Genomic DNA, 25,068 nt, shown 5'->3' with positions numbered 1-25,068 from the left:
GAGCGACGCGCGGCAGGCCCCGGCCTGCGCTGCGCCGGGGGGCCGGCACTCCGGCTCCTGGGAGCGGTCCCGGTCCGACTGCGTGAGCTAGGGCCGGGGCGAGGAGTGCGCGCGCCGGCCCGTGAGGGGTGCACCGTGCCGCAGGCCCAGAGTAAGGCGACCGAGACCGATGTCCGCACCTACGTGCTCGACACCAGCGTGCTGCTGGCCGACCCGGGGGCGCTGCACCGCTTCGCCGAGCACGAGGTGGTGCTCCCGGTCGTGGTGATCACCGAGCTCGAGGGCAAGCGGCACCACCCCGAGCTCGGCTACTTCGCCCGCAGCGCGCTGCGGATCCTCGACGACCTGCGGGTCACCCACGGCCGCCTCGACCAGCCGGTGCCGATCAGCGGCCAGGGCGGCACCCTGCGCGTGGAGCTGAACCACACCGACGCCGGCTCGCTGCCGTCGGGCTTCCGGCTCGGCGACAACGACACGCGCATCCTGGCGGTGGCGCGGAACCTCGCCGACGAGGGCCGGCGCGTCACCCTGGTCTCCAAGGACCTGCCGCTGCGCATCAAGGCGTCCGCGGTCGGTCTCGACGCGGAGGAGTACCGCGCCGAGGCGGTCAGCGACTCCGACACCGGCTACACCGGCATGGCCGAGCTCGACGTCACCGCGGCTGACCTCGACGAGCTGTACGACGACGGCGTGCTCGACCTCGACACCGCACGGGAGCTGCCCTGCCACACCGGCCTGGTGCTGCTCTCGGAGCGCGGCACCGCGCTGGGCCGGGTCGGGCCCGACAAGCGGGTGCACCTGGTGCGGGGCGACCGCGAGGCGTTCGGCGTGCACGGCCGCTCCGCGGAGCAGCGGATCGCGCTGGAGATGCTGCTCGACCCCGAGGTCGGCATCGTCTCCCTGGGTGGCCGAGCCGGCACCGGCAAGTCCGCGATGGCGCTGTGCGCCGGCCTCGAGGCGGTGCTCGAGCGCGGTCAGCACCAGAAGGTGGTCGTGTTCCGGCCGCTGTTCGCCGTCGGCGGCCAGGAGCTGGGCTATCTGCCCGGATCGGAGTCGGAGAAGATGTCGCCGTGGGGTCAGGCGGTCTTCGACACACTGGGCGCGATCACCTCGCGCGAGGTGATCGAGGAGATCCTCGCCCGCGGCATGCTCGAGGTGCTGCCGCTGACCCACATCCGGGGCCGCTCGCTGCACGACGCGTTCGTGATCGTCGACGAGGCCCAGAGCCTGGAGCGCAACGTGCTGCTCACGGTGCTCTCGCGCATCGGAGCGAACTCCAAGGTGGTGCTCACCCACGACGTGGCCCAGCGCGACAACCTGCGCGTCGGCCGCCACGACGGGGTGGTGGCGGTGGTCGAGAAGCTGAAGGGCCACCCGCTGTTCGCCCATGTCACGTTGACCCGGTCCGAGCGCTCGCCGATCGCGGCGCTGGTCACCGAGATGCTGGAGAACGTGACGATCTGAGCCGGACGCACCCGACCGGAGGGGCTACTGGGTCTTCTGGGACTCATGGGGCCGGCGTGACTGGGGAGGTCCCGATGTGACGGGACTCAAGGCCCGACTTGGGCGGTTCGGTTTGCAACCACCTGGGGGCTCGGGCATGGTGGCCCGTGACCTTTTCGTGACCTGCGTGCGCGTCACCTCGCAGGGACGGGAGGTCGTCCTGCTGTCTATACCCCCGGTGGACCTCACCTGTGTCGAAGCACGCCAAGTACACCCCCAAGCACCGGCAGCAGCCGGCGCGCCCGGCCCTCGGCGAGGCTCCCAAGAAGGCGCTGCGCACCACGCTGGTGCTGAGCTCGGTCGCTGCCGGTGCCACCGGGATCGCCGTCGGCGGCGGCGTGGTCAGCAGTCCCGTCGAGGTGAGCGCCGCCGCCGGTGCGCTCGACAGCCTCGAGCGCCCCGACCCGGGCGCCCCCGAGGTCGGCAGCGCGGCCACCCTCGAGCTCCCCGAGCGTGAGGAGTCGGTCTCGCGCTCCGACCGCCGCGACGAGGCCGACCCGCTGAAGGAGGCCGCGCTCGCGCAGCCCGAGGGCCAGGCGATCACCCGCACCGAGACGCTCTCCGACGACGACCCGCGCGACATCGGCCGCGCCCTGCTGGCCGAGTTCGGCTTCTCCAGCGACCAGTGGAGCTGCCTGGACTCGCTGTGGACCCGGGAGTCGAACTGGACCGTGACCGCCGACAACCCGACGTCCTCGGCCTACGGCATCCCGCAGGCGCTGCCCGGCTCGAAGATGGCCTCCGCCGGGGCCGACTGGGCCACGAACCCGGTCACCCAGATCCGCTGGGGCCTCGGCTACATCGCCGACCGCTACGGGTCGCCGTGCTCGGCCTGGGGCCACAGCCAGTCCGTCGGTTGGTACTGACCCGGCGGATCGAGACCGAGCCTCACGGTCGCGTCATCGACTCCACGTCGAGCGCGGTGTCGAGCTGCTCCTCGGTGAGCTCGCCCCGCTCCACGAACCCCATCGCGAGCACGGTCTCCCGGATCGTCGCGCCGTCGGCGAGTGCCTGCTTGGCCACCTTCGCCGCGTTCTCGTAGCCGATGTGCTTGTTCAGCGGGGTCACCACCGACGGCGACGACTCGGCGTACTGGCGCATGCGGTCGGCGTCGGCGGTGATGCCGTCGACGCAGCGGACGGCCAGCACCCGCGAGGACGCCGCGAGCAGCCGCACGGACTCCAGCACGTTGCGGGCGATCACCGGCATCGCGACGTTGAGCTCGAAGCTGCCGCTCGCGCCCGCCGCGGTCACCGCCGCGTCGTTGCCCACCACCTGGAAGCAGACCATCAGCGTCGCCTCCGGCAGCACCGGGTTGACCTTGCCGGGCATGATGCTCGACCCCGGCTGCAGGTCGGGCAGGTGGATCTCGGCCAGCCCGGTGGTGGGGCCCGACGACATCCAGCGCAGGTCGTTGCAGATCTTGGTCAGGCCGACGGCGTAGGTGCGCAGCACCCCGCTGAGCTCGACCAGCGAGTCGCGGGTGCCCTGGGCCTCGAAGTGGTTGCGCGCCTCGGTGAACGGCTGGCCGGCGGCCTCCGACAGCACCGCGATCACCCGCTCGGCGAAGCCCGGCGGGGTGTTGATGCCGGTGCCGACCGCGGTGCCGCCCAGCGGCAGCTCGCGGACCCTCGGCAGCACCGACTCGAGCCGCTCGGCGGCGTAGCGCACCGTGGCGGCGTAGCCGGAGAACTCCTGGCCGAGCATCACCGGGGTGGCGTCCATCAGGTGGGTGCGGCCGGACTTCACCAAGCCTGCGAACTCCTCGGCCTTGCCCTCGAGCGAGGTCGCGAGCACGTCGAGCGCGGGCAGCAGCTCGTCGGCCACCGCCAGCGTCGCGGCCACGTGGATCGCGGTCGGGAAGGTGTCGTTGCTCGACTGGCTCGCGTTGACGTGGTCGTTCGGGTGCACCTCGGCACCGGCCGCCCGGGTCAGGCTCGCGATCACCTCGTTGGCGTTCATGTTCGAGCTGGTGCCCGACCCCGTCTGGAAGACGTCGATCGGGAAGTGCGCGTCGTGGCGACCCTCCACCACCTCGGTGGCGGCGGCCACGATCGCGTCCGCCTGCTCTCGGGGCAGCACCCCGAGCTCGGCGTTCACCGTGGCCGCGGCCGCCTTCACGCGACCGATGGCGTGGATCAGCGCCGGCTCGATCGGGGTGCCGCTGATCGGGAAGTTCTCGACCGCTCGCTGGGTCTGGGCCCGCCACAGGGCGTCGGCCGGCACCTGGACCTCGCCCATGCTGTCGTGCTCGGTGCGGAAACCGTGGTCGGCGGAGTTGGCTGCATCGCTCACGTTCGCGACGGTACCCGGGCGAGGTAGAGCCAGTACTGCTCGTCGCGGCCCTGGAGACGGACGGCCAGCGGCTGCTCGGTGACGTGCTGCTCGGCGTACACCTCGACCAGCGCCGCGTGCAGTGCCGGCGCCCGGTCGGCCGACCACACCACGAGCCGCCCACCGGGGCGCAGCGCGCGCCGGGTGGCGGCGAGCAGGGGGGCGCGGTAGAGCGCGGCGTTCTCCTCGTGCACCAGGTAGCCGGGCCCGTTGTCGACGTCGAGCAGCACCAGGTCGTACGCCGAGGGGGCGGCGTCGGCGAGCACGCCGGCGACGTCGGCGATCACCACCGCCACCCGCGGGTCGGCCAGCAGGGCCGGACCGTGCGGCACGGTGCCGTCGCGCAGCCAACCCACCAGTGCGGGCTCGATCTCGACGACCGTGCAGGTGCGGACGCGGGCGTCGGCCAGCACCTCGGCGAGGGTGAACCCGAGCCCGAGGCCGCCGACGAGCACGGCGCGGGGGTCGGTCACCGTGGCCAGCGCGGCCGACGCGAGGGCGCGCTCGGTGCTGGTCTCGGCGGTGTCCATGACGAACACGCCGTTCGCGCGCAGTTCGAGCACCGTGCCGGCGTCGTCGCGGTGGCGTTGCAGCAGCACCAGTTCGCCGCGCTCGGAGAGGGCCCGGGCGACCTCGTGGGGTGGTGTCGACACGCCTCTCATCCTTCCGGGTGGAGATTGGTCCGGGTGACGGCAGGGCACCGGAACCGCCACGAGGACGTCATCTCGCCCTCGATCCGCGAACCCTGGAGGAAGCATGACCACCAGCCCTACCGCGAAGGAGCGTGCCCAGGAGACGGCGGCCACCGCCGCCGACGAGGGACGGCACGTCGCCGGCGTGGCCCGCGAGGAGGCGCAGCACGTCGCCTCCGAGGCGGCCGCCCAGGCTCGCAGCCTGGTCGGCGAGGCCACCCGCCAGCTCAGCGACCAGGTGGGGGACCAGTCGCGCACCCAGAAGACCCGTCTCGCCGAGACGCTCCAGTCGCTGAGCGGCGACCTGGAGTCGATGGCCGGCCAGGCCAACGAGGGCATGGCCGGCGACCTGGTCCGTGAGGCGGCGGACCGCACCCGTGCCCTCGGCCACCACCTGGAGAGCCGCGAGCCGGCCCAGCTGCTCGACGACGTCCGCGACTTCGCCCGCCGCCGTCCCGGCACGTTCCTGCTGGGCGCGCTGGCCGCGGGCGTGGTCGCCGGGCGGCTGGCCCGGGGCGCGCGGGACGGCGCCGTCGGCGCCGCCGCCGCGGCTCCGGCCGAGGGTGCGCTGCCGCGGCCGCCGGCGCCGCGCGCCGGCACCACGAACCCGCCCATGCCGCCGGTGACGCCCGGCCAGCAGACCATGGACCCGCCGCGCGCCGGCTCGGCCCTCGACGCAGACGGCCCGATTGGCACCGATGCCGCGGGCTACGGCGAGCGCGGCTCTTACGGGGAGGGCACCCGATGACCGACCAGGTGAGCCCCACGGTGCCGCCCGGGCCGCGCAGCGAGACCGAGCCCCGCGACCCGCGGAGCCTGGGGGAGATCGTCAGCGACGTCACCACCGACCTGAGCACGCTGATGCGCCAGGAGATGGAGCTGGCCAAGACCGAGCTCAAGCAGGAGATGGGCAAGGCCGGCAAGGGGGCGGGGCTGCTCGGCGGCGCCGGCGCTGCCGGCTACCTGTTCCTGTTCTTCCTCTCGCTGACCGGGGTCTACCTCCTCGACGAGTGGATGCACCAGGCCCTCGCGGCCCTGATCGTGACGGTGCTCTGGGGCGCCGTCGCGGCGGTGATGGCACTGACCGGCAAGAAGGCGCTGCAGGAGAGCAACCCGCAGCTGCCCCGCACGCAGCAGACACTGAAGGAGGACGCGGCATGGGCGCGAGCACAGAAGAGCTGAGCAGGGACATCGAGGGCACCCGGCGCCGGATGGCGACGGATCTGGACGCCCTGCAGGACCGGGTCAGCCCGCAGGCGATCCTCGATCGCCGCAAGGCCGCGGCGCGGGGTCGTCTCAGCGGGATCAAGGACCGGGTGATGGGCAGCGCGCAGAGCGTGCGGTCCGGCGCCGGCGCCACGTCGTCCGGGCTGAGCGATGGCGCCTCCAACGCCGCCGACACCGCCCAGGAGCGGTTCGAGGGCAGCCCGCTGGCGGCCGGGCTGATGGCCTTCGGCGCCGGCATGGTGCTCTCCGCGCTGCTGCCGGCCACCGACCAGGAGGCCCGGGCCGCGGCGGCGGTGATGGACACCGCCCAGGAGAAGGCCCAGCCCTTGGTCGACCAGGCCAAGTCGGTCGGTCAGGAGATCGGCCAGGACCTCGCCTCGACGGCCCAGCAGGCCGCCCAGCAGGTCAAGGGCACCGCGACCGAGTCGGCGTCGCGGGTTCAGGACGAGGGCACCTCCTCGGCCCAGCACGTGCGGTCGGACGCCACCGGCGGCTGACGACCCTGAGGCCGGATCCCGACGGCGCCGTCCGCGCGTGTTGCGGACGCCGCCGCCGGGTACCCGGGACAGCGACAGCCACCCGAGGACCGACCGAGGAGGAGCACCATGACCAGCAACGAGGGCAAGCAGGTCTCGGAGGTCTCCGGGCTCGAGGAGACCGACGACGCCCAGACCCCGATCGCGCCCGAGGACGCCACCGCCGGCTACCCCGACGGTGAGAGCGGCCATGCGCAGGAGGGCACGGCAGGGCCGAACGCCGCCCCGCGCCACCATCCGCCGCACACCGGCGACCAGGCCACCGACCCCGACGACGACGCGCAGGGCGTGTGAGGCTCAGTCGAAGAGCTCGCTGAGCCAGCTCTCCTTGCGCTTGTGCGGCTTGCGGTAGCGGTCGTCGTACTTCGGCTGGTAGGGCTGCTGGTACTGCTGCCCCCGGTCGTACGACGGCGGCGCCGGGGCGGGGGGCGCCTGGGTGAAGGAGCGTTCGATGATCTTGTCGAGTTCGCCTCGGTCGAGCCACACCCCGCGACACTGCGGGCAGTAGTCGATCTCGATGCCGCTGCGCTCGCTCATGGTCAGCGTGCTGCCGTCGACGGGACACTGCATGTGAGACCTCCTGGGTTCACTGCGACAACGTGTGTCGCCGGCCGGTAGTTCCGGGGCCGGGGCGGCAGGCGGCTACTCCTTCGACCGCACCCGGATCCCACTGACCGGCACGGTGACGGTGCCGGAGGGGTCGGTGAAGAAGTCGTTGCCCTTGTCGTCGACGACGATGAACGCGGGGAAGTCCTCGACCTCGATCTTCCAGACCGCCTCCATGCCGAGCTCGGGGTACTCCAGCACCTCCTGGCTCTTGATGCAGTCCTGGGCGAGCCGCGCCGCCGGGCCGCCGATGGAGCCGAGGTAGAAGCCGCCGTGCGAGGCGCAGGCCTCGGTCACCACCTTCGACCGGTTGCCCTTGGCCAGCATGAGCATCGAGCCGCCCGCGGCCTGGAACTGCTCGACGTAGGAGTCCATCCGGCCGGCCGTGGTCGGCCCGAACGAGCCCGACGCCATGCCCTCGGGCGTCTTGGCCGGGCCGGCGTAGTAGACCGGGTGGTCGCGCAGGTACTGCGGCATCGGCTCGCCGGCGTCCAACCGCTCCTTGATCTTGGCGTGCGCGATGTCGCGGGCCACGACGAGCGGCCCGGTCAGCGAGAGCCGGGTCTTGACCGGGTACGCCGACAGCTGGGCGAGGATCTCGGCCATCGGCCGGTTCAGGTCGACCTCGACCACCTCGCCGCCGGCGATGTCCTCGGCCACGCCCGCCTCGGGCATGTAGTGCGCGGGGTCCATCTCGAGCTGCTCGAGGAAGACGCCCTCGGGGGTGATCTTGCCCAGCGCCTGCCGGTCGGCCGAGCAGGACACCGCGATCGCCACCGGGCAGGACGCGCCGTGGCGCGGCAGCCGCACCACCCGCACGTCGTGGCAGAAGTACTTGCCGCCGAACTGGGCGCCGATGCCGAACGACTGGGTGAGCTTGAAGACCTCCTCCTCCAGCTCGAGGTCGCGGAACCCGTGCGCGCTCAGCGAGCCACTCGTCGGCAGGTTGTCGAGGTAGTGCGCGGAGGCGTACTTCGCGGTCTTCATCGCGAACTCCGCCGACGTGCCGCCGATCACGATCGCCAGGTGGTACGGCGGGCAGGCGGCCGTGCCGAGCGAGCGGATCTTCTCGTCGAGGAACTCCAGCATCCGCTTCGGGTTGAGCACGGCCTTGGTCTCCTGGAACAGGAACGACTTGTTCGCCGACCCGCCGCCCTTGGCCATGAACAGGAACTTGTACTCCGGCTTCCCGGAGGTCTGCGGGGTGGAGTAGATCTCGATCTGGGCCGGGAGGTTGGTGCCGGTGTTCTTCTCCTCCCAGGTGGTGATCGGCGCCATCTGGGAGTAGCGCAGGTTCAGCTTCGTGTAGGCGTCGTAGACGCCCTCGGAGATCGCGACGCCGTCGTCGGCTGCGGTGAGCACGCCCTCGGACTTCTTGCCCATCACGATCGCGGTGCCGGTGTCCTGGCACATCGGCAGCACGCCGCCGGCGGAGATGTTGACGTTCTTGAGCAGGTCCAGGGCCACGAAGCGGTCGTTACCGGACGCCTCGGGGTCGTCGATGATCCGGCGCAGCTGGGCCAGGTGCGCGGGCCGAAGGTAGTGCGAGATGTCGTGCATCGCCTCCGCGGTCAACCGCCGGATGGCCTCCGGCTCGACCTGCAGGAAGGTGCGGCTCTGCCCGTCGACCACTGCCTCGAACGTCGAGACCCCCTCGGTGGTGATCAGCCGGTACGGCGTGTCGTCGGGGCCGATCGGCAGCAGGTCGGAGTAGCGGAACTCCGGACCGGTCGCGGGGGAGGGGGACGGGGACGCGGGGGTCGACGTGCTCACACCCCCGAGGGTATCGACGCCGGCGCGGATCCGCGGCCCGGTGCTCGGCCGTGTGACGTGTGCCCCACCGGTCGGGTGTTCACCGTCTCGACACAGCGAGGTCGCACCCGAGTAGCCTCCGAGGCGCGTGGTGCCGCGAAGGTTCGCGCGGTCGGCTCGGGCGACCCGGAGAGCAAGCCCAGGCACGACACCCTGCACAACAGGAGGTAACGGTGAAGGTTCGATCAGCACTGCGTTCGGTCGCGGTCCTGGCCACGGTGGCTGCCCTCGCGGCGTGCGCCCCGCCCGAGGACGACGACGACAACGGCGCCGACGGCGGCAGTGGCGAGGGCACCTCGGCCGCGTCCGCGACGTCCGCGGAGGACTTCGGCGGGATGGACGCCCTGGTCGAGGCCGCCCAGGAGGAGGGCGAGCTCAACGTGATCGCGCTGCCGCCGGACTGGGCCAACTACGGCGAGATCATCTCCACGTTCGAGGAGAAGTACGACATCGAGGTCAACTCCGCCCAGCCCGACGCGGCCAGCCAGGACGAGATCAACGCGGCCGAGCAGCTCGCCGGCACCGGCCGCCAGCCCGACGTGTTCGACCTCGGCCAGTCCGTGGCGCTCGCGAACACCGACATGTACGCCCCCTACCAGGTGGAGACCTGGGACGACATCCCCGCCGAGTTCAAGGACCCGGACGGTCTCTGGGTCAACGACTACGGCGGCTTCATGTCGGTGGGCTACGACTCCAGCAAGGTCCCCGACGTGACCTCGCTCGACGACCTGCTGGGCCCCGACTTCAAGGGCAAGGTCGCGCTCAACGGCGACCCGACCCAGGCCGGCGCCGCGTTCAGCGGCGTGGTGATGGCCTCGGTGGCCAACGGCGGCTCGGCCGACGACATCGCCCCGGGCGTGGAGTACTTCGCCGAGCTCGAGGACGCCGGCAACTTCATCCCGGTCGACCCGACCCCGGCCACCATCGAGTCCGGGCAGACCCCGGTCGTCATCGACTGGGACTACCTCAACGCCGCAGAGTCGGCAAAGCTCGACAGCTGGAAGGTCTTCGTGCCCGAGGAGGCGCCGATCGCCGGCTACTACTTCCAGGCGATCAACGCCGACGCGGCGAACCCGGCGGCGGCGCGGCTGTGGCAGGAGTTCCTCTACAGCGACGAGGGCCAGAACCTCTGGCTCGCCGGCGGTGCTCGCCCGGTGCGGGCCGAGGCGATGGCCGAGGCCGGAACCATCGACGCCGAGCTGTACGACGCTCTGCCCGAGGTCTCCGGCGAGCCGGTGATCCCGACGAACGAGCAGACCGAGCAGATGGCGGCCTACCTCTCCGAGAACTGGGCCAAGGCGATCGGCTGACGTGACCGCCTCCGCGCCACTGGCGGCGCCGGGCCCCACGCCCGGCGCCGCCGACAGCCCACCCGACAGCCCACTAGACCCGCGTCCGGGCTCCGGACGGCTGCGTCGTCTCGGCCCGGCCGTGGGGCTGCTGCCCTTCCTGGTCTACGTCACGATCTTCCTGATCATCCCGACGGTCACCGTCGCGGTGGGGGCGTTCCAGTCCGAGGACGGCGGCTTCAGTACCGAGAAGGTGGCGGCGCTGTTCGACGAGACCCCGATGCGGGCGCTGCGCGAGAGCCTGATCCTCTCCGCGACCTCGGCCGCGATCGGCGCGGTGCTCGGGGCGCTGCTGGCCTACCTGATCGTGACCGCGCCGGCGACCAGTGTGCTGCGCCGGGTGGTCACCTCGGTCTGCGGGGTGCTGGCCCAGTTCGGCGGGGTCACGCTGGCGTTCGCCTGGATGGCCACGCTCGGGTTCGGCGGCCTGCTCACCGGCCTGCTCGCCGACGTCTTCGGTGTCGGTGACACCGGCACGGGCTGGCTCTACGACCTCCCCGGGCTGATCCTGGTCTACACCTACTTCCAGATCCCGCTGATGGTGATCGTGTTCCTGCCCGCGCTCGAGGGGGTGCGGCCGCAGTGGCGGGAGGCCGCGGTCAACCTCGGCGCCACCACGCGGCAGTACTGGACCAAGGTCGCCTTCCCGCTGCTGCGCCCGGCGTTCCTCGGCTCGGCGCTGCTGCTGTTCGCCAACGCGTTCGCGGCCTACGCGACCGCCGCGGCGCTGGTCAGCCAGGGCTCGCCGATCACGCCACTGCTGATCCGTGCCGCGCTGACCAGCGAGATCGTGCTCGGCCAGGCCAACTTCGCCTACGCGCTGGCGCTCGAGATGGTGGTGGTGGTCGCGGTCGTGATGGGCCTCTACGCCTGGCTGCTGCGACGCACGTCGAGGTGGCTGCAGTGAGCGCCCCCGGCGCGGGCGCCGGCGCCGTCGCGTGGCGGATCTCCCGGGTGCTCCTGCTGCTGGCCTTCGCCGGCTTCTTCCTGCTGCCCCTGGTCGCCCTGCTCGACTTCTCCACGAAGGTCCCGAGCACCGGCGACCGCACCGCCCAGCCGTGGCGGGACCTGCTGGCCGACGAGCAGATGAGCTCGGCGATCACAACCTCGTTGCTGCTGGCCGGCCTGACCGTGGTCGGCATGGTCTTGCTGCTGGTCCCGACCATGGTGTGGGTGCGGCTGCGGGTGCCGCGGGCCAACCGGCTGGTGGAGTTCCTGTGCCTGCTGCCGCTGACGATCCCGGCGCTGGTGATCGTGGTCGGCATCAAGAACGTCTACGCCTGGGTCGACTACCTGATCGGTGACTCGGCGCTGACGCTGACGTTCGTGTACGTCGTGCTGGTGCTGCCCTACGCCTACCGCTCGCTCGACGCGGCGCTGTCGGGCCTCGACACCACGACGCTCTCCGAGGCCGCGCGCTCCTTGGGCGCCGGGTGGGGCACGGTGATCGTGCGGGTGATCGTGCCGAACATCTGGTCGGGCGTGCTGTCGGCGGCGTTCATCTCGGTGGCGCTGGTGCTCGGCGAGTACACGATCTCCTCCTTGTTGCACTACGACACGCTGCCGGTGGCGATCGTGATGCTCAGCAAGAGCGACGCGCCGATGTCGATGGCCGCGGCCCTCGGCTCCCTGATCTTCGCGGCCCTGCTGCTCCTCGTCCTCGGGGCGCTGGACCGCCGACGCCGCCCGACCGGAAGGTGATGCCTTGACGATCCGACCTCACGACCTCGATCCGGACGCCGACCGGGGCGCCGGCGGGCTGGCCGTCGAGCTCACCGGCCTGCGCCGCCACTACGGCGACGTGCACGCGCTCGCGGGGCTCGACCTGCACCTGGACCCCGGCGAGCTGGTGGTGCTGCTGGGTTCCTCGGGCTGCGGCAAGACCACGGCGCTGCGGATCGTCGCCGGGCTGGAGCGCCAGGACGCCGGCACGGTGCGGGTCGGCGGACGCGACCTGTCGCACGTGCCGGCCAACAAGCGCGACATGGGCATGGTGTTCCAGGCCTACAGCCTGTTCCCGCACCTGACCGTGCTCGACAACGTGGCGTTCGGCCTGAAGCTGCGCGGGCAGTCCCGGGCCCAGCGCCGACAGCGTGCCGGCGACGTGCTCGACCTGGTCGGGCTGGGGGAGCAGAAGGCGCGCTACGCCAACCAGCTCTCCGGCGGCCAGCAGCAGCGGGTCGCGCTGGCGCGTGCGCTCGCGATCGAGCCCTCGGTGCTGCTGCTCGACGAGCCGCTCTCGGCGCTGGACGCCAAGGTGCGGGTGCAGCTGCGCGAGGAGATCCGCCGGGTGCAGGTCGAGGTCGGCACCACGACGCTGTTCGTCACCCACGACCAGGAGGAGGCCCTGGCCGTCGCCGACCGGGTCGGGGTGATGAACGAGGGCCGGCTGGAGCAGATCGCCACCCCGGCACAGCTGTACGCCGCCCCCGCGACGCCGTTCGTCGGCGAGTTCGTCGGCCTGAGCAACCGGCTGCCGGCCACGGTCGAGGGCGGCCACGCCCACGTGCTCGGCACCCGGGTGCCGGTGCTGCCGGGATCGGCGAGCGGCAGCGGGCTGGCGCTGGTGCGGCCCGAGTCGGTGCAGCTCACCCTCGACGAGCAGGGCTCGGCCCGGGTCGCGACGGTGGCGTTCCTGGGCCCGCTCTCCCGCGTCACCGCGACCCTGCCCGACGGCACCGACGTGGTCGCCCAGGTGCGCAGCGCCGACGCGGTCGAGCTGACCGCGGGGCAGCGGGTGCGCCTCCAGGTCTCGCCGGCGCCGGTGCTGGTGGTCGGCGCCTGAGCGAGGACTAGCCTCGAGCCATGGCTGGTGAGCTGGAGCGAGGGCAGGATCCGGCGCGCTGGCGGATCTCCGACGCCGACCGGCACCGGGTCGCCGAGCTGCTCCGGCAGGCGGCCGGCGAAGGTCGGCTCGACCTCGACGAGCTCGACGAGCGGCTGGCCGCGACGTACGCCGCGAAGACGTACGCCGACCTGGTGCCGCTGACCGAGGACCTCCCGGCCGGGAGTGGGCCGGCGCCGTCGCGGCCCGACCTGCCGGTGGCCGGGGGCCCGGCGGGCACCGTCGAGCATCAGCGCCGGTTCGCGGTGCTGAGCGGCTTCGAGCGGCGCGGCGTGTGGGTGGTGCCGCCGCGGCTGACGGTCCTCGCGTTCATGGGTGGTGCCCAGATCGACCTGCGACAGGCCACGTTCGCCGCCCGCGAAGTGGTGCTGACGATCAACGCCTTCATGGGCGGCGCCTCGGTGATCGTCGGCCCGCACCACAACGTCGTCCTCGACGGGATCGGGATCATGGGCGGCTACACGGGGCCCTCGGGCCTGGTGGAGGCGCGGCTGGGCCACGACTCACCGACGGTGCGGGTCCGGGGCGTCGCGTTCCTGGGCGGCGTCTCGGTCGAGCGCAAGCACGGCTCGCCCCGGCCGGACTGACCCGGGAGCTCAGCCGGCCGCGGCCGGCTGCTCGGCTGCCGCCTCCATGGCCAGCGCCGGGATCTCCCCGGCGTGCTCGCGGTCGACGGTGAGGTTCTCGCCGGTGGCCGGGTCGAACAGGTGCATCCTGCGGGTGTCGACCCAGATCTCGGCCTCGTCGCCCTCGGCGACGGTGCTGGCGCTGTCGAGGGAGACGACCAGCTGGGTGCGCAGCGACTCGCCGTCGAGGTCGCGCTCGAGCTGGGCGAGCTGCTCCTGCACCTGCGGCGGGGCCTCGAACGGGATGTAGGCGTAGGCCTCGTTGCCGAGCCACTCGACGACCTCGACGGTGGTGCGGAAGGTCGAGCCGTGCTCGAGCTTGGAGTCGTCGACCACCGAGGCGTCGTCGAAGTGGTCGGGGCGGATGCCGGCGATCAGCAGGTCGCGACCGGCCGCCTTCTCGGCCTTGTCGGCCGAGATCTCGACGGTGCCGAAGGGCAGCTTGACGGTGGTGCCCTCGAGCGTGGCCGGCAGGAAGTTCATCGGCGGGGAGCCGATGAACCCGGCGACGAACAGGTTGCCGGGGTTCTCGTAGAGCTCCCGCGGCGAGGCGAGCTGCTGGAGGATGCCGCGCTTGAGCACCGCGACCCGGTCGCCGAGCGTCATCGCCTCGACCTGGTCGTGGGTGACGTAGACGGTGGTGATGCCGAGCCGCTTCTGCAGCCGCGAGATCTCGGTGCGCATCTGGCCGCGCAGCTTGGCGTCGAGGTTCGACAGCGGCTCGTCGAAGAGGAACGCGTCGGCGTCGCGCACGATCGCGCGGCCCATCGCGACCCGCTGGCGTTGGCCGCCGGAGAGGTTGCCGGGCTTGCGCTCGAGGTGCTCGTCGAGCTCGAGGGTGCTCGAGGCGGCGCGGACCTTCTCGTCGATCGTCTTCTCGTCGGCGCCGGCCAGACGCAGCGGGAACGCGATGTTCTCGTAGACGGTCAGGTGCGGATAGAGCGCGTAGTTCTGGAAGACCATGGCCAGGTTGCGGTCGCGCGGCGCGAGGTCGTTGACCCGCCGGTCGCCGATGAGCATGTCGCCGTCGGTGATGTCCTCCAGGCCGACGATCATCCGCAGCAGCGTCGACTTGCCGCACCCGGACGGGCCGACCAGGATCAGGAACTCGCCGTCGGCGACGTCGATGCTGACGTCGTTCACGGCCGGGAACCCGTCGCCGTACTTCTTGACGATGTTCTTCATCGTGATGGCAGCCACGCCGGTCACCCCTTCACTGCGCCGGAGGTGAGGCCGGCGACGATCTTGCGCTGGAACAGCAGGACGATGACGATGATCGGGATCGTCGAGACGACCGCGCCCGCCGCGAGCAGCGAGGCCGGCCGGTTGAACGGGTCTTGCCCGACGAAGAACGACAGCGCCGCGGGGATCGGGCGGGCGTTCTCGGTCGAGGTGAGCGAGATGCCGAAGACGAAGTCGTTCCAGGCGAAGAAGAACGTCAGGATCGCCGCGGTGAAGACGCCCGGGGCGGCGAGCGGCACGATCACCTTGCGGAACGCCTGCCACGAGGTGGCGCCGTCGACCTGGGCGGCCTGCTCGAGCTCCCACGGGATCTCGCGGAAGAACGCCGACAGGGTCCAGATCGCCAGCGGCAGCGTGAACGACATGTAGGGGATGATCAGTCCCGGCCAGGTGTCGTAGAGCCCGATGCTGCGCCACATGTCGAACAGCGGGCCGACCAGCGAGACGACGGGGAACATCGCGATCGCCAGCGCCATCGTGAGCACGAACTTCTTGCCCTTGAACTCCAGCCGGGCGATCGCGTAGGCCGCCAGCGTCGCGATGATCACCGACAGCAGGGTGGCGATCAGGCTGATCCCGATCGAGTTCAGGATCGCCCGGCGGAACTGGTCGTTCTCGATCACGTCGACGTAGTTCGCCCAGCCGGCCCCGTCGCCGGAGGCGGGGAAGAACCCCGGGCTTCCGTTGGTGATCGCGGACTGCGACTTGAACGACAGCGAGATGATCCACACCACCGGCAGCAGGCACCAGACGAGGATCAGCGCGACGCCGACGGGCACTCCGATCTTGCGCATCTCAACTCTCCTGCCGGGCCTGGGCCAGGTCGACCTTGAACAGCTTCACGATCAAGAACGCGATCAGGATCACCGAGAGGAACAGCAGCACCGACAGCGCCGAGCCGATGCCGAGCTGGAACTGCTCGATGGTCTGGCGGTAGGTCAGGAACGAGATGGACTCGGTGCCGACGGCGCCGGCGGTCATCACCGCGATGTTGTCGAAGATGCGGTAGGCGTCGAGCGCCCGGAACAGCACCGCGACCATGATCGCGGCCCGCATGTTGGGCAGGATCACCTTCCACAGCCGTTGCCACCAGGTGGCCCCGTCGACCTTGGCGGCCTCGATCATGTCCTCGGAGACCTGGGCGAGCCCGGCGAGCAGCAGCAGCGACATGAACGGGGTGGTCTTCCAGATCTCGGAGACCATGATCGCGATGATCGCGGGCGTGGAGTCGCCGAACCAGTTGAAGTCGGCCTCGAGGAACGGCAGCCAGCCGTTGACGAAGCCGTTCTGGTAGCTGAACGCGAACTGCCAGGCGAAGCCGGAGACGACCGTGATGATGCCGTAGGGGATCAGGATCGAGGTGCGGATCACGCCGCGGGCGAAGACCACCCGATGCATCACCATCGCGAACACGAAGCCGATCACCAGCTCGATCGCGACGGTCACCAGCATGTAGAGCACCGTGACGCCGGTGTCGCGCCAGAACAGCGGGTCGGTGAGCGCGGTGACGTAGTTCTGCAGGCCGACGAACTCGCGGTCCTCGGGAGCGGTCAGCGAGTAGTTGAACACCGAGAGGTAGAGCGCCCGCAGCATCGGGAACGCGGTGACGATCAGCATCACCACGATCGCCGGGGCGACCAGCTTGCGGCCGAGCGCGTTCTCGCCGCGGGAGCGCTCGCTGTCTGCCGATGGGGCGCCCTTCTTGCCGCGCTTCTTGGCCTGGGCGTCTTCGCCCGCGGTGGCGACGTAACTGGTGCTCACAGCAGCGCCTTTCCGTCGAGGACGTCGCGCAGGAAGTCGGCCGACTCCTCCGGCGTGCTGTCGGGGTCGACCGAGGTCGGTGCGTGCCACACGCTCTGCAGCGCGGCCGAGATCGTGGCGTAGTAGGCGCTCTCGGGCCGGGGGCCGCCGGTGTCGACACTGTCGCGGAACAGCTCGAGCAGGTCCTTGGGGTAGGCCTCCGCGAGCTTGGGGGAGTCGTACGCCGAGTTGCGAGCCGGCATCAGCCCCTCGTCGACGGCGAGCGCGACCTGGGCCTCCTCGGAGGTGACGCACTCGGCTGCCTCGAGGGCGAACTCGGGGTGCTGGCTGAAGGCGCCGACCCCGATGTCGATGCCGCCCACCGGCGGCTTGGACTGCTCGCCCTCGACCGTGGCCGGGTAGCGGGCCCAGCCCAGGTCGTCGAACTGCTCCTGGGTGATCTCGCCGCTGTCGACCAGCCCCTGGTAGTTCTTGTAGACGAACGTCCAGTTGACCATGAACTCGCCGGGTCCCTCGGCGGGGTACATCCAGCCCAGGCTGCTGCCCTCGTTGGACGTCGTCAGGTCGGGCTGGGCGGCGTCGGCGCCGGCCAGCTGCTCGATCACCGCGGCGGCCGCCTGGCCGGCCTCGGAGTCGATCTCGATGGTGGCGTCCTTGCCGGCCTCGTTGTCGGAGATGATCTGGCCGCCGGCGCCCTGCACGAGCGCGTTGATCCACACGACGTACGCCTCGTACTTGTTGGCCTGGACGCCGACCTTGCCGCCGGCCTCGTTCGCGGCGTCGATGACCTGCTCCCAGGTGACCGGCTGGCTCATGTCGAGCCCGGCCTGCTCGGCGAGCGACTTGCGGAACCACAGCACCTGGGTGTTGGCCCACTGCGGGAACGCGTAGACCTTGTCGTCCCAGGTGACGGTCTCGGCGGCGCCGCGGAGGACGTCGTCCTCGGTCGCCTTGTCGGCCGCCTCCTGGGGCAGCTCCTCGAGCCAGCCGGCGTTGGCGAACTCGGCGACGAAGACCGGGTCGAGGCTCATCAGGTCGGTGGAGTCGTCCTTGGCGGCCAGCCGGCGGGCCAGCTGGACGCGCTGGTCGGTGGCGCCGGTGGGCAGCAGTTGGAGCTCGATGTCGTAGTCGTCGGTGCTGCACTGCTCGGCGAGCTTGCCGAGGGTGTCGACGCCGTCGGGGTTGACGTACCAGTTCAGGGTCGGCGGCCCGGAGTCGCCGGAGCACGCGGCCAGCAGTGGCGCGGCGAGGGCCAGGGCGGCCAGCCCCACCCCGCGGCGCCGGGCGCGGCGTCCGAGCACGGACCTGGGTCTGCGAGCCACGACCTGCCCCCTGTCGTCATCGACGGTGTGACGCATCTGTGTCCCGAACGTGACGGGTTCAAACCCATTGCTCCCACCGGCCGCGGCGAGGAGGGCTAGGGTGGCGGCAATCACTTCACGACGGATCGTCCGGCACGTACCTGCCGGTGGAGGGAGCACGTCAGCATGGCCACAGTCACCTTCGAGAAGGCACAGCGCTGGTACCCGGGCAACGACGCCCCGACGGTTCCAGGCATGGACCTCGAGATCCGGGACGGCGAGTTCATGGTCCTCGTCGGACCGTCCGGATGCGGAAAGTCCACCACCCTGCGGATGCTCGCCGGGCTGGAGGAGGTCAACGCCGGGAAGATCTTCATCGGCGACCGCGACATCACGAACACCCCGCCCAAGGACCGCGACATCGCGATGGTGTTCCAGAACTACGCGCTCTACCCGCACATGAGCGTCGCCGACAACATGGGCTTCGCGCTGAAGATGGCGAAGGTGCCCGTGGATGAGCGCAAGAAGCGCGTCCAGGAGGCGGCGAAGCTGCTCGGCCTCACCGACTACCTCGAGCGCAAGCCCAAGGCGCTCTCCGGTGGTCAGCGCCAGCGGGTCGCCATGGGTCGCGCGATCGTGCGCCAGCCGCAGGTGTTCTGTATGGACGAGCCGCTGTCGAACCTCGACGCGAAGATGCGCGTGCAGACCCGCACCGACATCGCCAAGCTCCAGTCCGACCTCGGCGTCACCACCGTCTACGTCACCCACGACCAGGTCGAGGCGATGACGATGGGCGACCGGGTCGCGGTCATGCTCGACGGCGTGCTGCAGCAGGTCGACACCCCGCTGAAGCTCTACGACAAGCCGGTCAACCTGTTCGTGGCCGGGTTCATCGGCAGCCCGCAGATGAACCTGCTCGAGGCGGTGGCCGACCAGGGCCAGGCCAAGATCGGCGGCTACCACGTGCCGGTCGACCCGACCGCGTCGAAGCGGATGCAGGGCAACATCACCGTGGGTGTGCGGCCCGAGGCGTGGCGCATCGTCGGTGACGGCGAGGGGGGCCTGCCGGTGCAGGTCACCGTCGTCGAGGACACCGGTGCCGACGCGTTCGTCTACGGCACCAGCGGTGTGGAGGGCACGCCGGCCAACCTGATCATCCGCACCAGCGGCCGCCACCACCCGCAGAAGGGCGAGACGGTCTACGTCACGACCGACCCGAGCAACGTGCACGTGTTCGACACCGCGACGGGCGAGCGGCTTAGCGACTGAACGGTGAGTGAGGCAGGGCGGTGACCACGGTCACCGCCCTGTTCTCACATCCGGGTCACGTCCGGGCGCGGTCCGCGGTGCGCCGGATCGCGTCGGCCAGGTCCTCGAACAGGGCGGGCGGGAGGTCGTGTCCCATCCCCTCGATCAGCACCAGCTCGGCGCCGCGGATCGCGGCGGCCGTGGCCCGACCGCCGGAGGCGTGCACCATCTTGTCGGCGAGGCCGTGCACCACCAGCGACGGCACCCGCAGGCTCCGCAGCCGCGCACCCCGGTCGGGCTGGGTGAGCACCGCGACCATCTGGCGCAGCACGCCGCTGGCGCTGACGCCGCGGTCGTAGGTCTCGGCGGCCCGGCTCTCGAGCGCCGCGTCGTCGAGCGGATAGCCGGGCGAGCCGATCAGCCGCCACACCCGCTTGCTCTGGGCGACGTAGGCATCCCGGGAGGGACCGCGGCCACCGAGGAGCACCGGCAGCAGCGTCGGGTGCTGCCAGCCCACCGTGCGCTTGCCGGTGGTGGACATGATGCTGGTCAGCGAGCGGACCCGGTCGGGGTGCTCGATCGCCATCGTCTGCACGATCATGCCGCCCATCGACACCCCTGCCACGTGGGCGGAGTCGAGGCCCAGGTGGTCGAGCAGGCCGACCGCGTCGTCGGCCAGGTCGGTGATGGAGTACGGCGCCCGCACCCGGCCGCCGGCGGCCGCGCGCACCAGGGTGGCCCGGGTGACCCGCCCGGGGATCCGCGAGGAGCGGCCGGTGTCGCGGTTGTCGTAGCGGACCACGAAGAACCCGCGGCGGGCCAGGATCTCGCACAGCTCGGCGTCCCACCAGGTCATCGGCCCGCCGAGCCCCATCACCAGCAGCAGCGGGTCGCCGTCGGGATCGCCGAAGGTCTGGTAGCACAGCTCCACGCCCCGGCCGACCGGTGCGAACAGCTCCCGGGAGGCGGCAACGGGCAGGGGGTTCGGCTCGGCGCTCATGGTCCCAGTGAACCGCACCGCCGCGCCGACCGTGACACCGCCACTGTCACAATTCGGTTTCCGATTGAACCTTTTACGGGTGTTCGCGTGTGACGGTCCCGGTTCGCGGGTACGGTCCCGGGTGTGACCTCGAGCACACTCGCGCCGTTCCTCCTCCCCGACGGGTTCTCCCCGCCGGCAGCCGCCGCGCTGCTGCGGGAGGGCAGCCTCGTGTTCGAGGCGGGGCGCTACGCCCGGCGATCGTGGGGCGAGCGACGCGAGCGCCGCGCCACGCCGTACGCCCTGCGCACCGGCGACCGCGTGCCCGACCCGGTGCTGCTGGTGCCGGGGTTCATGGCCGGTGACGGCACGCTGGCGCTGATGTCCCGCTCGCTGCGGCGCCGCGGCCTGCGCACCTACCGCTCGCACATCCACGCCAACGTCGGCTGCACCCTCGACGCGGCCGCCCAGCTCGAGGAGCGGCTCGAGTCCCTGGCCCTGCGCCGGGAGAGCCGGGTGCAGATCGTCGGCCACTCCCTGGGCGGCATGCTCGCGCGGGGCATCGCGGTGCGCCGTCCCGACCTGGTCTCCGGCGTGGTCACGCTCGGCAGCCCGATGCTCGCGCCCGGCGCCCACCACGGCCTGCTCTCGCGCAGCGTGGGCGTGCTGGTGCGGCTGAGCCGAGCCGGCGTGCCCGGCCTGATGGCCGAGGAGTGCGTCGGTGGCCACTGTGCGCGGCAGAGCTTCGAGGAGTCGCGGATGCCGGTCCCAGCCGGCATCGACTTCACCACGATCTACTCCCAGCGCGACGGCATCGTCGATTGGCGCGCCTGCATCGACCCGACCGCCGAGGCGGTCGAGGTGAGCGCCTCCCACGTCGGCATGGCGGTCGACCCCCACGTCATCGACCTGGTGGCCGAGCGGCTGCGCGCCTGGAGCGCGGCGCGCGCCGGCTCAGTGCTCGAAGTCGATCGCGGAGTATCCGCGTAGCTTGCCCAGCCGGTGCTCGGAGGTGATCGAGCGCACCGTGCCGCTGCGCGAGCGCATCACCAGCGAGTGGGTGGTCGCCCCGCCGGCGCGGTAGCGCACCCCGCGCAGCAGTTCGCCGTCGGTGATCCCGGTGGCGACGAAGAAGCAGTCGTCGCCGGTGACCAGCTGGTCGGTGGTCAGGATCGCGTCGTCACCGAGGTCGTGGCCGGCGTCGAGGGCCCGCTGCCGCTCGTCGTCGTCCTGGGGCCAGAGCCGGCCCTGGATGGTGCCGCCGACGCACTTCATCGCGCAGGCGGCGATGATGCCCTCCGGGGTGCCGCCGACGCCGAGCAGCAGGTCGATGCCGGTGTCGGGCCGGGCGGCCATGATCGCGCCCGCGACGTCGCCGTCGGTGATGAACTTGATGCGCGCGCCGGTGGCCCGGATCTCCTCGACCAGCTGGGCGTGCCGGGGCCGGTCGAGGAGCACCACGGTGACGTCCTCGGGCTGGGAGCCCTTGGCCTTGGCGACCTGGTGGATGTTCTCGGCGACGGGGTAGCGGATGTCGACCACCCCGGCGGCCTCGGGGCCGGTGACCAGCTTCTCCATGTAGAAGACCGCCGACGGGTCGAACATCGACCCGCGAGGAGACACCGCGAGCACCGACACCGCGTTGCTCATGCCCTTGGCGGTGAGCGTCGTGCCGTCGATCGGGTCGACCGCGACGTCGCACTCCGGTCCGCTGCCGTCACCGACTCGCTCGCCGTTGTAGAGCATCGGCGCGTTGTCCTTCTCGCCCTCGCCGATGACGACGGTGCCCTGCATGCCGATCGTGGAGATCATCACCCGCATCGCGTTGACCGCGACCCCGTCGGCGCCGTTCTTGTCGCCGCGGCCGACCCAGCGGCCGGCGGCCATCGCGGCGGCCTCGGTCACCCGGACCAGCTCCAGGGCGAGGTTGCGGTCGGGCCGCTCGGGCCCGACGTCGACGGCCTCGGGGTGGACGGACTCCGGCTCAGGGGTCTGGCTCATGGGGCGCATGGTAGCCGGGGTCACACCTCGTGACCGAGGTCACTCGTAGCCCTGGACGGCGGTCTCCTTGACCGAGAGCCACACCTCGCGACCCGGCTCGAGTGCGAGGTCGGCGGCCGCGGCGGGGGTCACGTCGGCGAGCAGGCCCGGCCCCCCGGCGCCGGTGGCGACCTCGAGGCGCACGGCATCGCCGTGGCGGGCCATCCCGCGCAGTGTGCCGTGCCACCGGTGCCGTGCCGACCCGGCCGGCTGCTGCAGCGACACCGTCACCGCGCTCGGCCGGAACGCGCGGAACCGGTCGCCGTCGCGCAGCACGTTCAGGCCGACCAGCCGTGCCACGTGCGGGGTGCGCGGTCGCGCCGCGACCTCGTGCGGCTCGCCCAGCTGAGCGACCCGGCCCTCGTCGAGCACCAGCACCTGGTCGGCCAGCGTCAAGGCGTCCAGGGCGTCGTGGGTGACCAGCAGGGTGACCCCGGCGTACGACGAGAGGTGGCGGGCCAGCTCCACCCGTAGGCTGCTGGCGACGCCGACGTCGAGCCCCGCGAACGGCTCGTCGAGCAGCAGCAGGACCGGGTCGGACGCCAGCGCCCGGGCGATGGCGACGCGTTGGGCCTGGCCGCCGGAGAGCTCGGCGGGGCGGCGGCCGGCGAGGTCGCCGACGCCGAGCCGGTCCAGCCAGGGTCTGGCCCGCGCGGCTGCCGCACGGCGCGGGAGCCCTCGGCTGCGCAGCCCGAAGGCCACGTTGTCGAGGGCATCGAGATGCGGGAACAGCGCCTGGTCCTGGAAGACCATGCCGACCCGGCGCCGGCGCACCGGCCGAGGCGGGTCGGTCCAGCTCTCGCCACCCATCTCCACGGTGCCGCGGACCCCCACCAGGCCGGCCAGCGCCGCCAGCAGTGTGCTCTTGCCGGCGCCGTTGGGGCCGATCACCGCGGTGACGCTGCCCGGGGCGGCCTCGAGCTCGGCGACCAGGCGGCCGGGCACCTCGACGCGGGCGCGCAGGCCGGGGCTCATCGGCCCGCTCCGACCAGCCACCGGCCCCGCAGCGCGCCGATGACCACCACCGAGACGGCCAGCAGCACGATGCTCAGCGTCCGGGCCAGCTCCGGGTCGCCCTGGAGGGTGCTGTAGATCAGCGACGGCATCGTCTGCGTCGTGCCCGGGTAGTTGCCGGCGAAGGTGATGGTCGCCCCGAACTCGCCGAGGGAGCGGGCCCAGGCCAGGACCGCGCCCGAGACCACCCCGGGCAGCGCCAGCGGCAGCGTCACCCGGCGGAACGTCGTCCACCGGTCGGCGCCCAGCGTGGCCGCGACGTCGTCGTACCGGCCCCCGGCGGTGCGCATCGCGCCCTCGACCGCCAGCACGTAGAACGGCATCGACACGAACGTGTGGGCGAGCACCACCGCCAGCGTCGTGTAGGGGACGGTGACGCCGAACGCCTCCCGGAGGGGTTCGCCGACCAGCCCGGCGCGCCCGAACGCGGTCAGCAGGGCGACACCGGCCACCACCGGCGGCAGCACCAGCGGCACGGTCACCACCGCCCGCAGCAGGGCCCGTCCGCGGAACTCGACGCGAGCCAGGAGCCAGGCCAGCGGGGTGCCGAGCACCAGGCAGCCGGCCACGGTGGCCAGCGAGGTGAGCGCGGAGAGCCACAGCGCTTGTCGCACCGCCGGCTCCGTGAGCTGGCCGAGGAGGCCGCGCCACGGGGTGTCGAGCAGCAGGGCGACCAGAGGCAGCACGAGCAGCGTGGCCGCGACGAGGGCCGGCACCAGCAGCACCAGCGGCGGCCGGCCGGGGGAGGGGGCGCGGACGGCGGTCGGCATCAGATCGGCCCGAAGCCGGCGGCGCGCAGCACGTCCTGCCCCTCGCGCGAGAGCAGCAGGTCGACGAAGTCCTGGGCCGAGCCGGGTGCCCCGGGCAGGGCCAGGACCGACGGGACGGTGCGCTCGTCCGCCGCACCCGGCAGCGGCAGCGCCCGCACGGAGTCGCCGGCGGTGACCACGTCGCTGGCATAGACCAGGCCGGCGTCCGCCTCGCCGTCCACGACCCGGGCCAGGACCGCCTTCACGTCCACCTCGAGGCTGACCGGCTCACCGGCGATCAGGCCCTGCTCGAGCAGCGTCGCCGCGACCCGGCCGCAGGGGGCGGTCGGCACGCAGGCCACCCAGGAGACGTCCGGGTCGGCGAGGTCGGCGACCCCCTCGACCGGTCCGGGCCCGCGCGGCACGGCGAGGACCAGGTGGTTGGTCGCGAACGCCAGCGGGTCGGCGTCCAGGGCCTCCGCCGCCGTCAGCATCGTGGCGCCGTCGGCCGTGGCCAGCACGTCGGCAGGGGCGCCTTCGACGACCTGCTGGGCCAGCGTCGCCGACGAGTCGAAGGCCAGTCGCACCTCGACGTCGGGATGCTGCTCCTCAAAACGCTCGGCGAGCTCGGTGAACGGCTCGGTCAGCGAGGCCGCTGCCAGCACGGTCAGAGTGCCTCGCTCGGCGTCGCCACCGCAGCCGGCCGCGGTGAGCGGCAGGGTGAGTGCGAGGGCGAGCGAGACGATCGAGCGCCGGCCGGTGTGGGTCACGGCCGCTCCACGACCACGTTCGTCGACTTCACCGAGGCGATCGCCCGCACGCCGGGCTCGAGGCCGAGCTCGTCGGCGGCGTCCGCGCTCATCAGCGACGTCATCCGGTAGGGGCCGCAGACCATCTCGACCTGGGCCATCACCGCGTCCCTCTTCACCCGGGTGACGATGCCGGCCAGCCGGTTGCGGGCGCTCACCGAGGCGGCGCGGGTGCGCTCCCGGTCGGGCTCGAGCGCCAGCGACTCGGCGAACGCGGCCAGGTCGGGGCCGGGCACTCCCGTGCGTCCGTCGACCACGACGGCCGGCAGCCGGCCGGCCTCGACCCAGCGGCGTACCGTGTCGTCGCTGACGCCCAGCAGCTCGGCTGCCTCCGCGATCCGGTAGGTCGTCACCCGCAGAGTGTGCCGCAACTGCGTCGAATTCGCCACAGATGC

Annotated in this window: 27 protein-coding genes; 13 read left to right on the top strand and 14 right to left on the bottom strand. The window is 72.1% G+C overall.

Annotated elements, in window-relative coordinates; translation table 11 throughout:
* Nucleotides 1–135: 135 nt before the first annotated feature.
* Both D6B71_RS12890 and D6B71_RS12885 read left to right on the top strand, forming a co-directional pair.
* The gene (locus D6B71_RS12890) at nt 136–1,464 is read left to right on the top strand and encodes a PhoH family protein (protein ID WP_121255663.1); all 1,329 of its coding nucleotides are present in this window, start codon (nt 136–138) and stop codon (nt 1,462–1,464) included.
* Nucleotides 1,465–1,694: 230 nt separating this feature from the next.
* Nucleotides 1,695–2,369, top strand: a complete 675-nt coding sequence (locus tag D6B71_RS12885; protein ID WP_121255661.1) for an aggregation-promoting factor C-terminal-like domain-containing protein — start codon at nt 1,695–1,697, stop codon at nt 2,367–2,369.
* A gap of 22 nt (nt 2,370–2,391) precedes the next feature.
* On the opposite strand, the gene D6B71_RS12880 is transcribed toward D6B71_RS12885, so the two are convergent.
* Together D6B71_RS12880 and D6B71_RS12875 are read right to left on the bottom strand one after the other, a co-directional pair.
* Nucleotides 2,392–3,798: a class II fumarate hydratase gene (locus D6B71_RS12880; protein ID WP_206051734.1), complete on the bottom strand. Its 1,407-nt coding sequence runs from the start codon at nt 3,796–3,798 to the stop codon at nt 2,392–2,394.
* Nucleotides 3,795–4,490, bottom strand: a complete 696-nt coding sequence (locus tag D6B71_RS12875; RefSeq protein WP_240641395.1) for a spermidine synthase — start codon at nt 4,488–4,490, stop codon at nt 3,795–3,797. Before D6B71_RS12875 ends, D6B71_RS12880 begins: the two co-directional genes overlap by 4 nt.
* Before the next feature lie 103 nt (nt 4,491–4,593).
* Between D6B71_RS12875 and D6B71_RS22485 the strand changes: the two genes are divergently transcribed.
* The 4 genes from D6B71_RS22485 (at nt 4,594) to D6B71_RS12855 (ending at nt 6,586) form a co-directional block, all read left to right on the top strand.
* Nucleotides 4,594–5,277: a hypothetical protein gene (locus tag D6B71_RS22485; protein WP_126688264.1), complete on the top strand. Its 684-nt coding sequence runs from the start codon at nt 4,594–4,596 to the stop codon at nt 5,275–5,277.
* On the top strand, nt 5,274–5,711 hold the full coding sequence (locus D6B71_RS12865) for a phage holin family protein (RefSeq protein ID WP_121255655.1): 438 nt from the start codon (nt 5,274–5,276) through the stop codon (nt 5,709–5,711). The genes D6B71_RS22485 and D6B71_RS12865 overlap by 4 nt, the downstream gene beginning before the upstream one ends.
* A complete protein-coding gene (locus tag D6B71_RS12860; RefSeq protein ID WP_121255653.1) occupies nt 5,687–6,253 on the top strand; it encodes a DUF3618 domain-containing protein in 567 nt (188 codons plus the stop codon). The genes D6B71_RS12865 and D6B71_RS12860 overlap by 25 nt, the downstream gene beginning before the upstream one ends.
* Before the next feature lie 108 nt (nt 6,254–6,361).
* Nucleotides 6,362–6,586 carry a hypothetical protein gene (locus D6B71_RS12855; RefSeq protein WP_121255651.1) on the top strand — a complete coding sequence of 75 codons (225 nt, stop codon included), beginning with the start codon at nt 6,362–6,364 and terminating at the stop codon, nt 6,584–6,586.
* Nucleotides 6,587–6,589: 3 nt separating this feature from the next.
* Here D6B71_RS12855 and D6B71_RS12850 read toward each other — a convergent pair whose 3' ends face one another.
* Complete coding sequence (locus D6B71_RS12850; protein WP_121255649.1) at nt 6,590–6,862, bottom strand: TFIIB-type zinc ribbon-containing protein; 273 nt, start codon at nt 6,860–6,862, stop codon at nt 6,590–6,592.
* A 72-nt stretch (nt 6,863–6,934) separates the two neighbouring features.
* Nucleotides 6,935–8,671 carry a fumarate hydratase gene (locus tag D6B71_RS12845; RefSeq protein WP_121255648.1) on the bottom strand — a complete coding sequence of 579 codons (1,737 nt, stop codon included), beginning with the start codon at nt 8,669–8,671 and terminating at the stop codon, nt 6,935–6,937.
* Between the two features lie 212 nt (nt 8,672–8,883).
* On the opposite strand from D6B71_RS12845, the gene D6B71_RS12840 reads away from it, so the two are divergent.
* Genes D6B71_RS12840 through D6B71_RS12820 form a run of 5 tightly spaced genes read left to right on the top strand, consistent with a single transcriptional unit; the run spans nt 8,884 to nt 13,491 of the window.
* Complete coding sequence (locus D6B71_RS12840; RefSeq protein WP_240641394.1) at nt 8,884–10,020, top strand: ABC transporter substrate-binding protein; 1,137 nt, start codon at nt 8,884–8,886, stop codon at nt 10,018–10,020.
* A 1-nt stretch (nt 10,021) separates the two neighbouring features.
* Complete coding sequence (locus D6B71_RS12835) at nt 10,022–10,966, top strand: ABC transporter permease (RefSeq protein ID WP_240641393.1); 945 nt, start codon at nt 10,022–10,024, stop codon at nt 10,964–10,966.
* Complete coding sequence (locus D6B71_RS23810) at nt 10,963–11,760, top strand: ABC transporter permease (protein ID WP_121255644.1); 798 nt, start codon at nt 10,963–10,965, stop codon at nt 11,758–11,760. Before D6B71_RS12835 ends, D6B71_RS23810 begins: the two co-directional genes overlap by 4 nt.
* A 4-nt stretch (nt 11,761–11,764) precedes the next feature.
* Nucleotides 11,765–12,844: an ABC transporter ATP-binding protein gene (locus D6B71_RS12825; protein ID WP_206051733.1), complete on the top strand. Its 1,080-nt coding sequence runs from the start codon at nt 11,765–11,767 to the stop codon at nt 12,842–12,844.
* A gap of 20 nt (nt 12,845–12,864) precedes the next feature.
* Nucleotides 12,865–13,491 carry a DUF1707 SHOCT-like domain-containing protein gene (locus tag D6B71_RS12820; RefSeq protein WP_121255643.1) on the top strand — a complete coding sequence of 209 codons (627 nt, stop codon included), beginning with the start codon at nt 12,865–12,867 and terminating at the stop codon, nt 13,489–13,491.
* A 9-nt stretch (nt 13,492–13,500) separates the two neighbouring features.
* On the opposite strand, the gene D6B71_RS12815 is transcribed toward D6B71_RS12820, so the two are convergent.
* Genes D6B71_RS12815 through D6B71_RS12800 form a run of 4 tightly spaced genes read right to left on the bottom strand, consistent with a single transcriptional unit; the run spans nt 13,501 to nt 17,855 of the window.
* Nucleotides 13,501–14,730, bottom strand: a complete 1,230-nt coding sequence (locus tag D6B71_RS12815; protein ID WP_121255871.1) for an ABC transporter ATP-binding protein — start codon at nt 14,728–14,730, stop codon at nt 13,501–13,503.
* Nucleotides 14,731–14,735: 5 nt separating this feature from the next.
* On the bottom strand, nt 14,736–15,566 hold the full coding sequence (locus D6B71_RS12810; protein ID WP_121255641.1) for a carbohydrate ABC transporter permease: 831 nt from the start codon (nt 15,564–15,566) through the stop codon (nt 14,736–14,738).
* Nucleotide 15,567: 1 nt separating this feature from the next.
* Nucleotides 15,568–16,533 (bottom strand): carbohydrate ABC transporter permease, encoded by a 966-nt coding sequence (locus D6B71_RS12805; RefSeq protein ID WP_240641392.1) that lies wholly within the window; start codon nt 16,531–16,533, stop codon nt 15,568–15,570.
* Nucleotides 16,530–17,855 carry an extracellular solute-binding protein gene (locus D6B71_RS12800; RefSeq protein WP_164519650.1) on the bottom strand — a complete coding sequence of 442 codons (1,326 nt, stop codon included), beginning with the start codon at nt 17,853–17,855 and terminating at the stop codon, nt 16,530–16,532. Before D6B71_RS12800 ends, D6B71_RS12805 begins: the two co-directional genes overlap by 4 nt.
* 165 nt (nt 17,856–18,020) lie before the next feature.
* On the opposite strand from D6B71_RS12800, the gene D6B71_RS12795 reads away from it, so the two are divergent.
* Complete coding sequence (locus D6B71_RS12795) at nt 18,021–19,103, top strand: ABC transporter ATP-binding protein (protein WP_121255637.1); 1,083 nt, start codon at nt 18,021–18,023, stop codon at nt 19,101–19,103.
* A 55-nt stretch (nt 19,104–19,158) separates the two neighbouring features.
* Here D6B71_RS12795 and D6B71_RS12790 read toward each other — a convergent pair whose 3' ends face one another.
* Nucleotides 19,159–20,082 (bottom strand): alpha/beta fold hydrolase, encoded by a 924-nt coding sequence (locus D6B71_RS12790; RefSeq protein WP_121255636.1) that lies wholly within the window; start codon nt 20,080–20,082, stop codon nt 19,159–19,161.
* Nucleotides 20,083–20,205: 123 nt separating this feature from the next.
* On the opposite strand from D6B71_RS12790, the gene D6B71_RS12785 reads away from it, so the two are divergent.
* Entirely contained in the window at nt 20,206–21,051 is an 846-nt protein-coding gene (locus D6B71_RS12785) for an alpha/beta fold hydrolase (RefSeq protein ID WP_121255634.1), read from the top strand.
* On the opposite strand, the gene glpX is transcribed toward D6B71_RS12785, so the two are convergent.
* The 5 genes from glpX to D6B71_RS12760 are packed head-to-tail and all read right to left on the bottom strand — an operon-like array spanning nt 21,016 to nt 25,026.
* A complete protein-coding gene (gene glpX / locus D6B71_RS12780) occupies nt 21,016–22,062 on the bottom strand; it encodes a class II fructose-bisphosphatase (protein WP_121255632.1) in 1,047 nt (348 codons plus the stop codon). The genes D6B71_RS12785 and glpX overlap by 36 nt on opposite strands.
* A gap of 39 nt (nt 22,063–22,101) precedes the next feature.
* The gene (locus D6B71_RS12775; RefSeq protein WP_121255630.1) at nt 22,102–23,076 is read right to left on the bottom strand and encodes an ABC transporter ATP-binding protein; all 975 of its coding nucleotides are present in this window, start codon (nt 23,074–23,076) and stop codon (nt 22,102–22,104) included.
* A complete protein-coding gene (locus D6B71_RS12770) occupies nt 23,073–23,885 on the bottom strand; it encodes an ABC transporter permease (protein WP_121255628.1) in 813 nt (270 codons plus the stop codon). The genes D6B71_RS12775 and D6B71_RS12770 overlap by 4 nt, the downstream gene beginning before the upstream one ends.
* The gene (modA, locus tag D6B71_RS12765) at nt 23,885–24,634 is read right to left on the bottom strand and encodes a molybdate ABC transporter substrate-binding protein (protein ID WP_206051732.1); all 750 of its coding nucleotides are present in this window, start codon (nt 24,632–24,634) and stop codon (nt 23,885–23,887) included. Before modA ends, D6B71_RS12770 begins: the two co-directional genes overlap by 1 nt.
* Nucleotides 24,631–25,026, bottom strand: a complete 396-nt coding sequence (locus tag D6B71_RS12760) for a TOBE domain-containing protein (RefSeq protein WP_121255626.1) — start codon at nt 25,024–25,026, stop codon at nt 24,631–24,633. Before D6B71_RS12760 ends, modA begins: the two co-directional genes overlap by 4 nt.
* Nucleotides 25,027–25,068 lie beyond the last annotated feature (42 nt).

The organism is Nocardioides ferulae (assembly GCF_003660455.1).
GTDB lineage: Bacteria > Actinomycetota > Actinomycetes > Propionibacteriales > Nocardioidaceae > Nocardioides > Nocardioides ferulae.
Note: the sequence above shows the minus strand (reverse complement) of the source record. Positions and strands in the feature narration are given on the sequence as shown.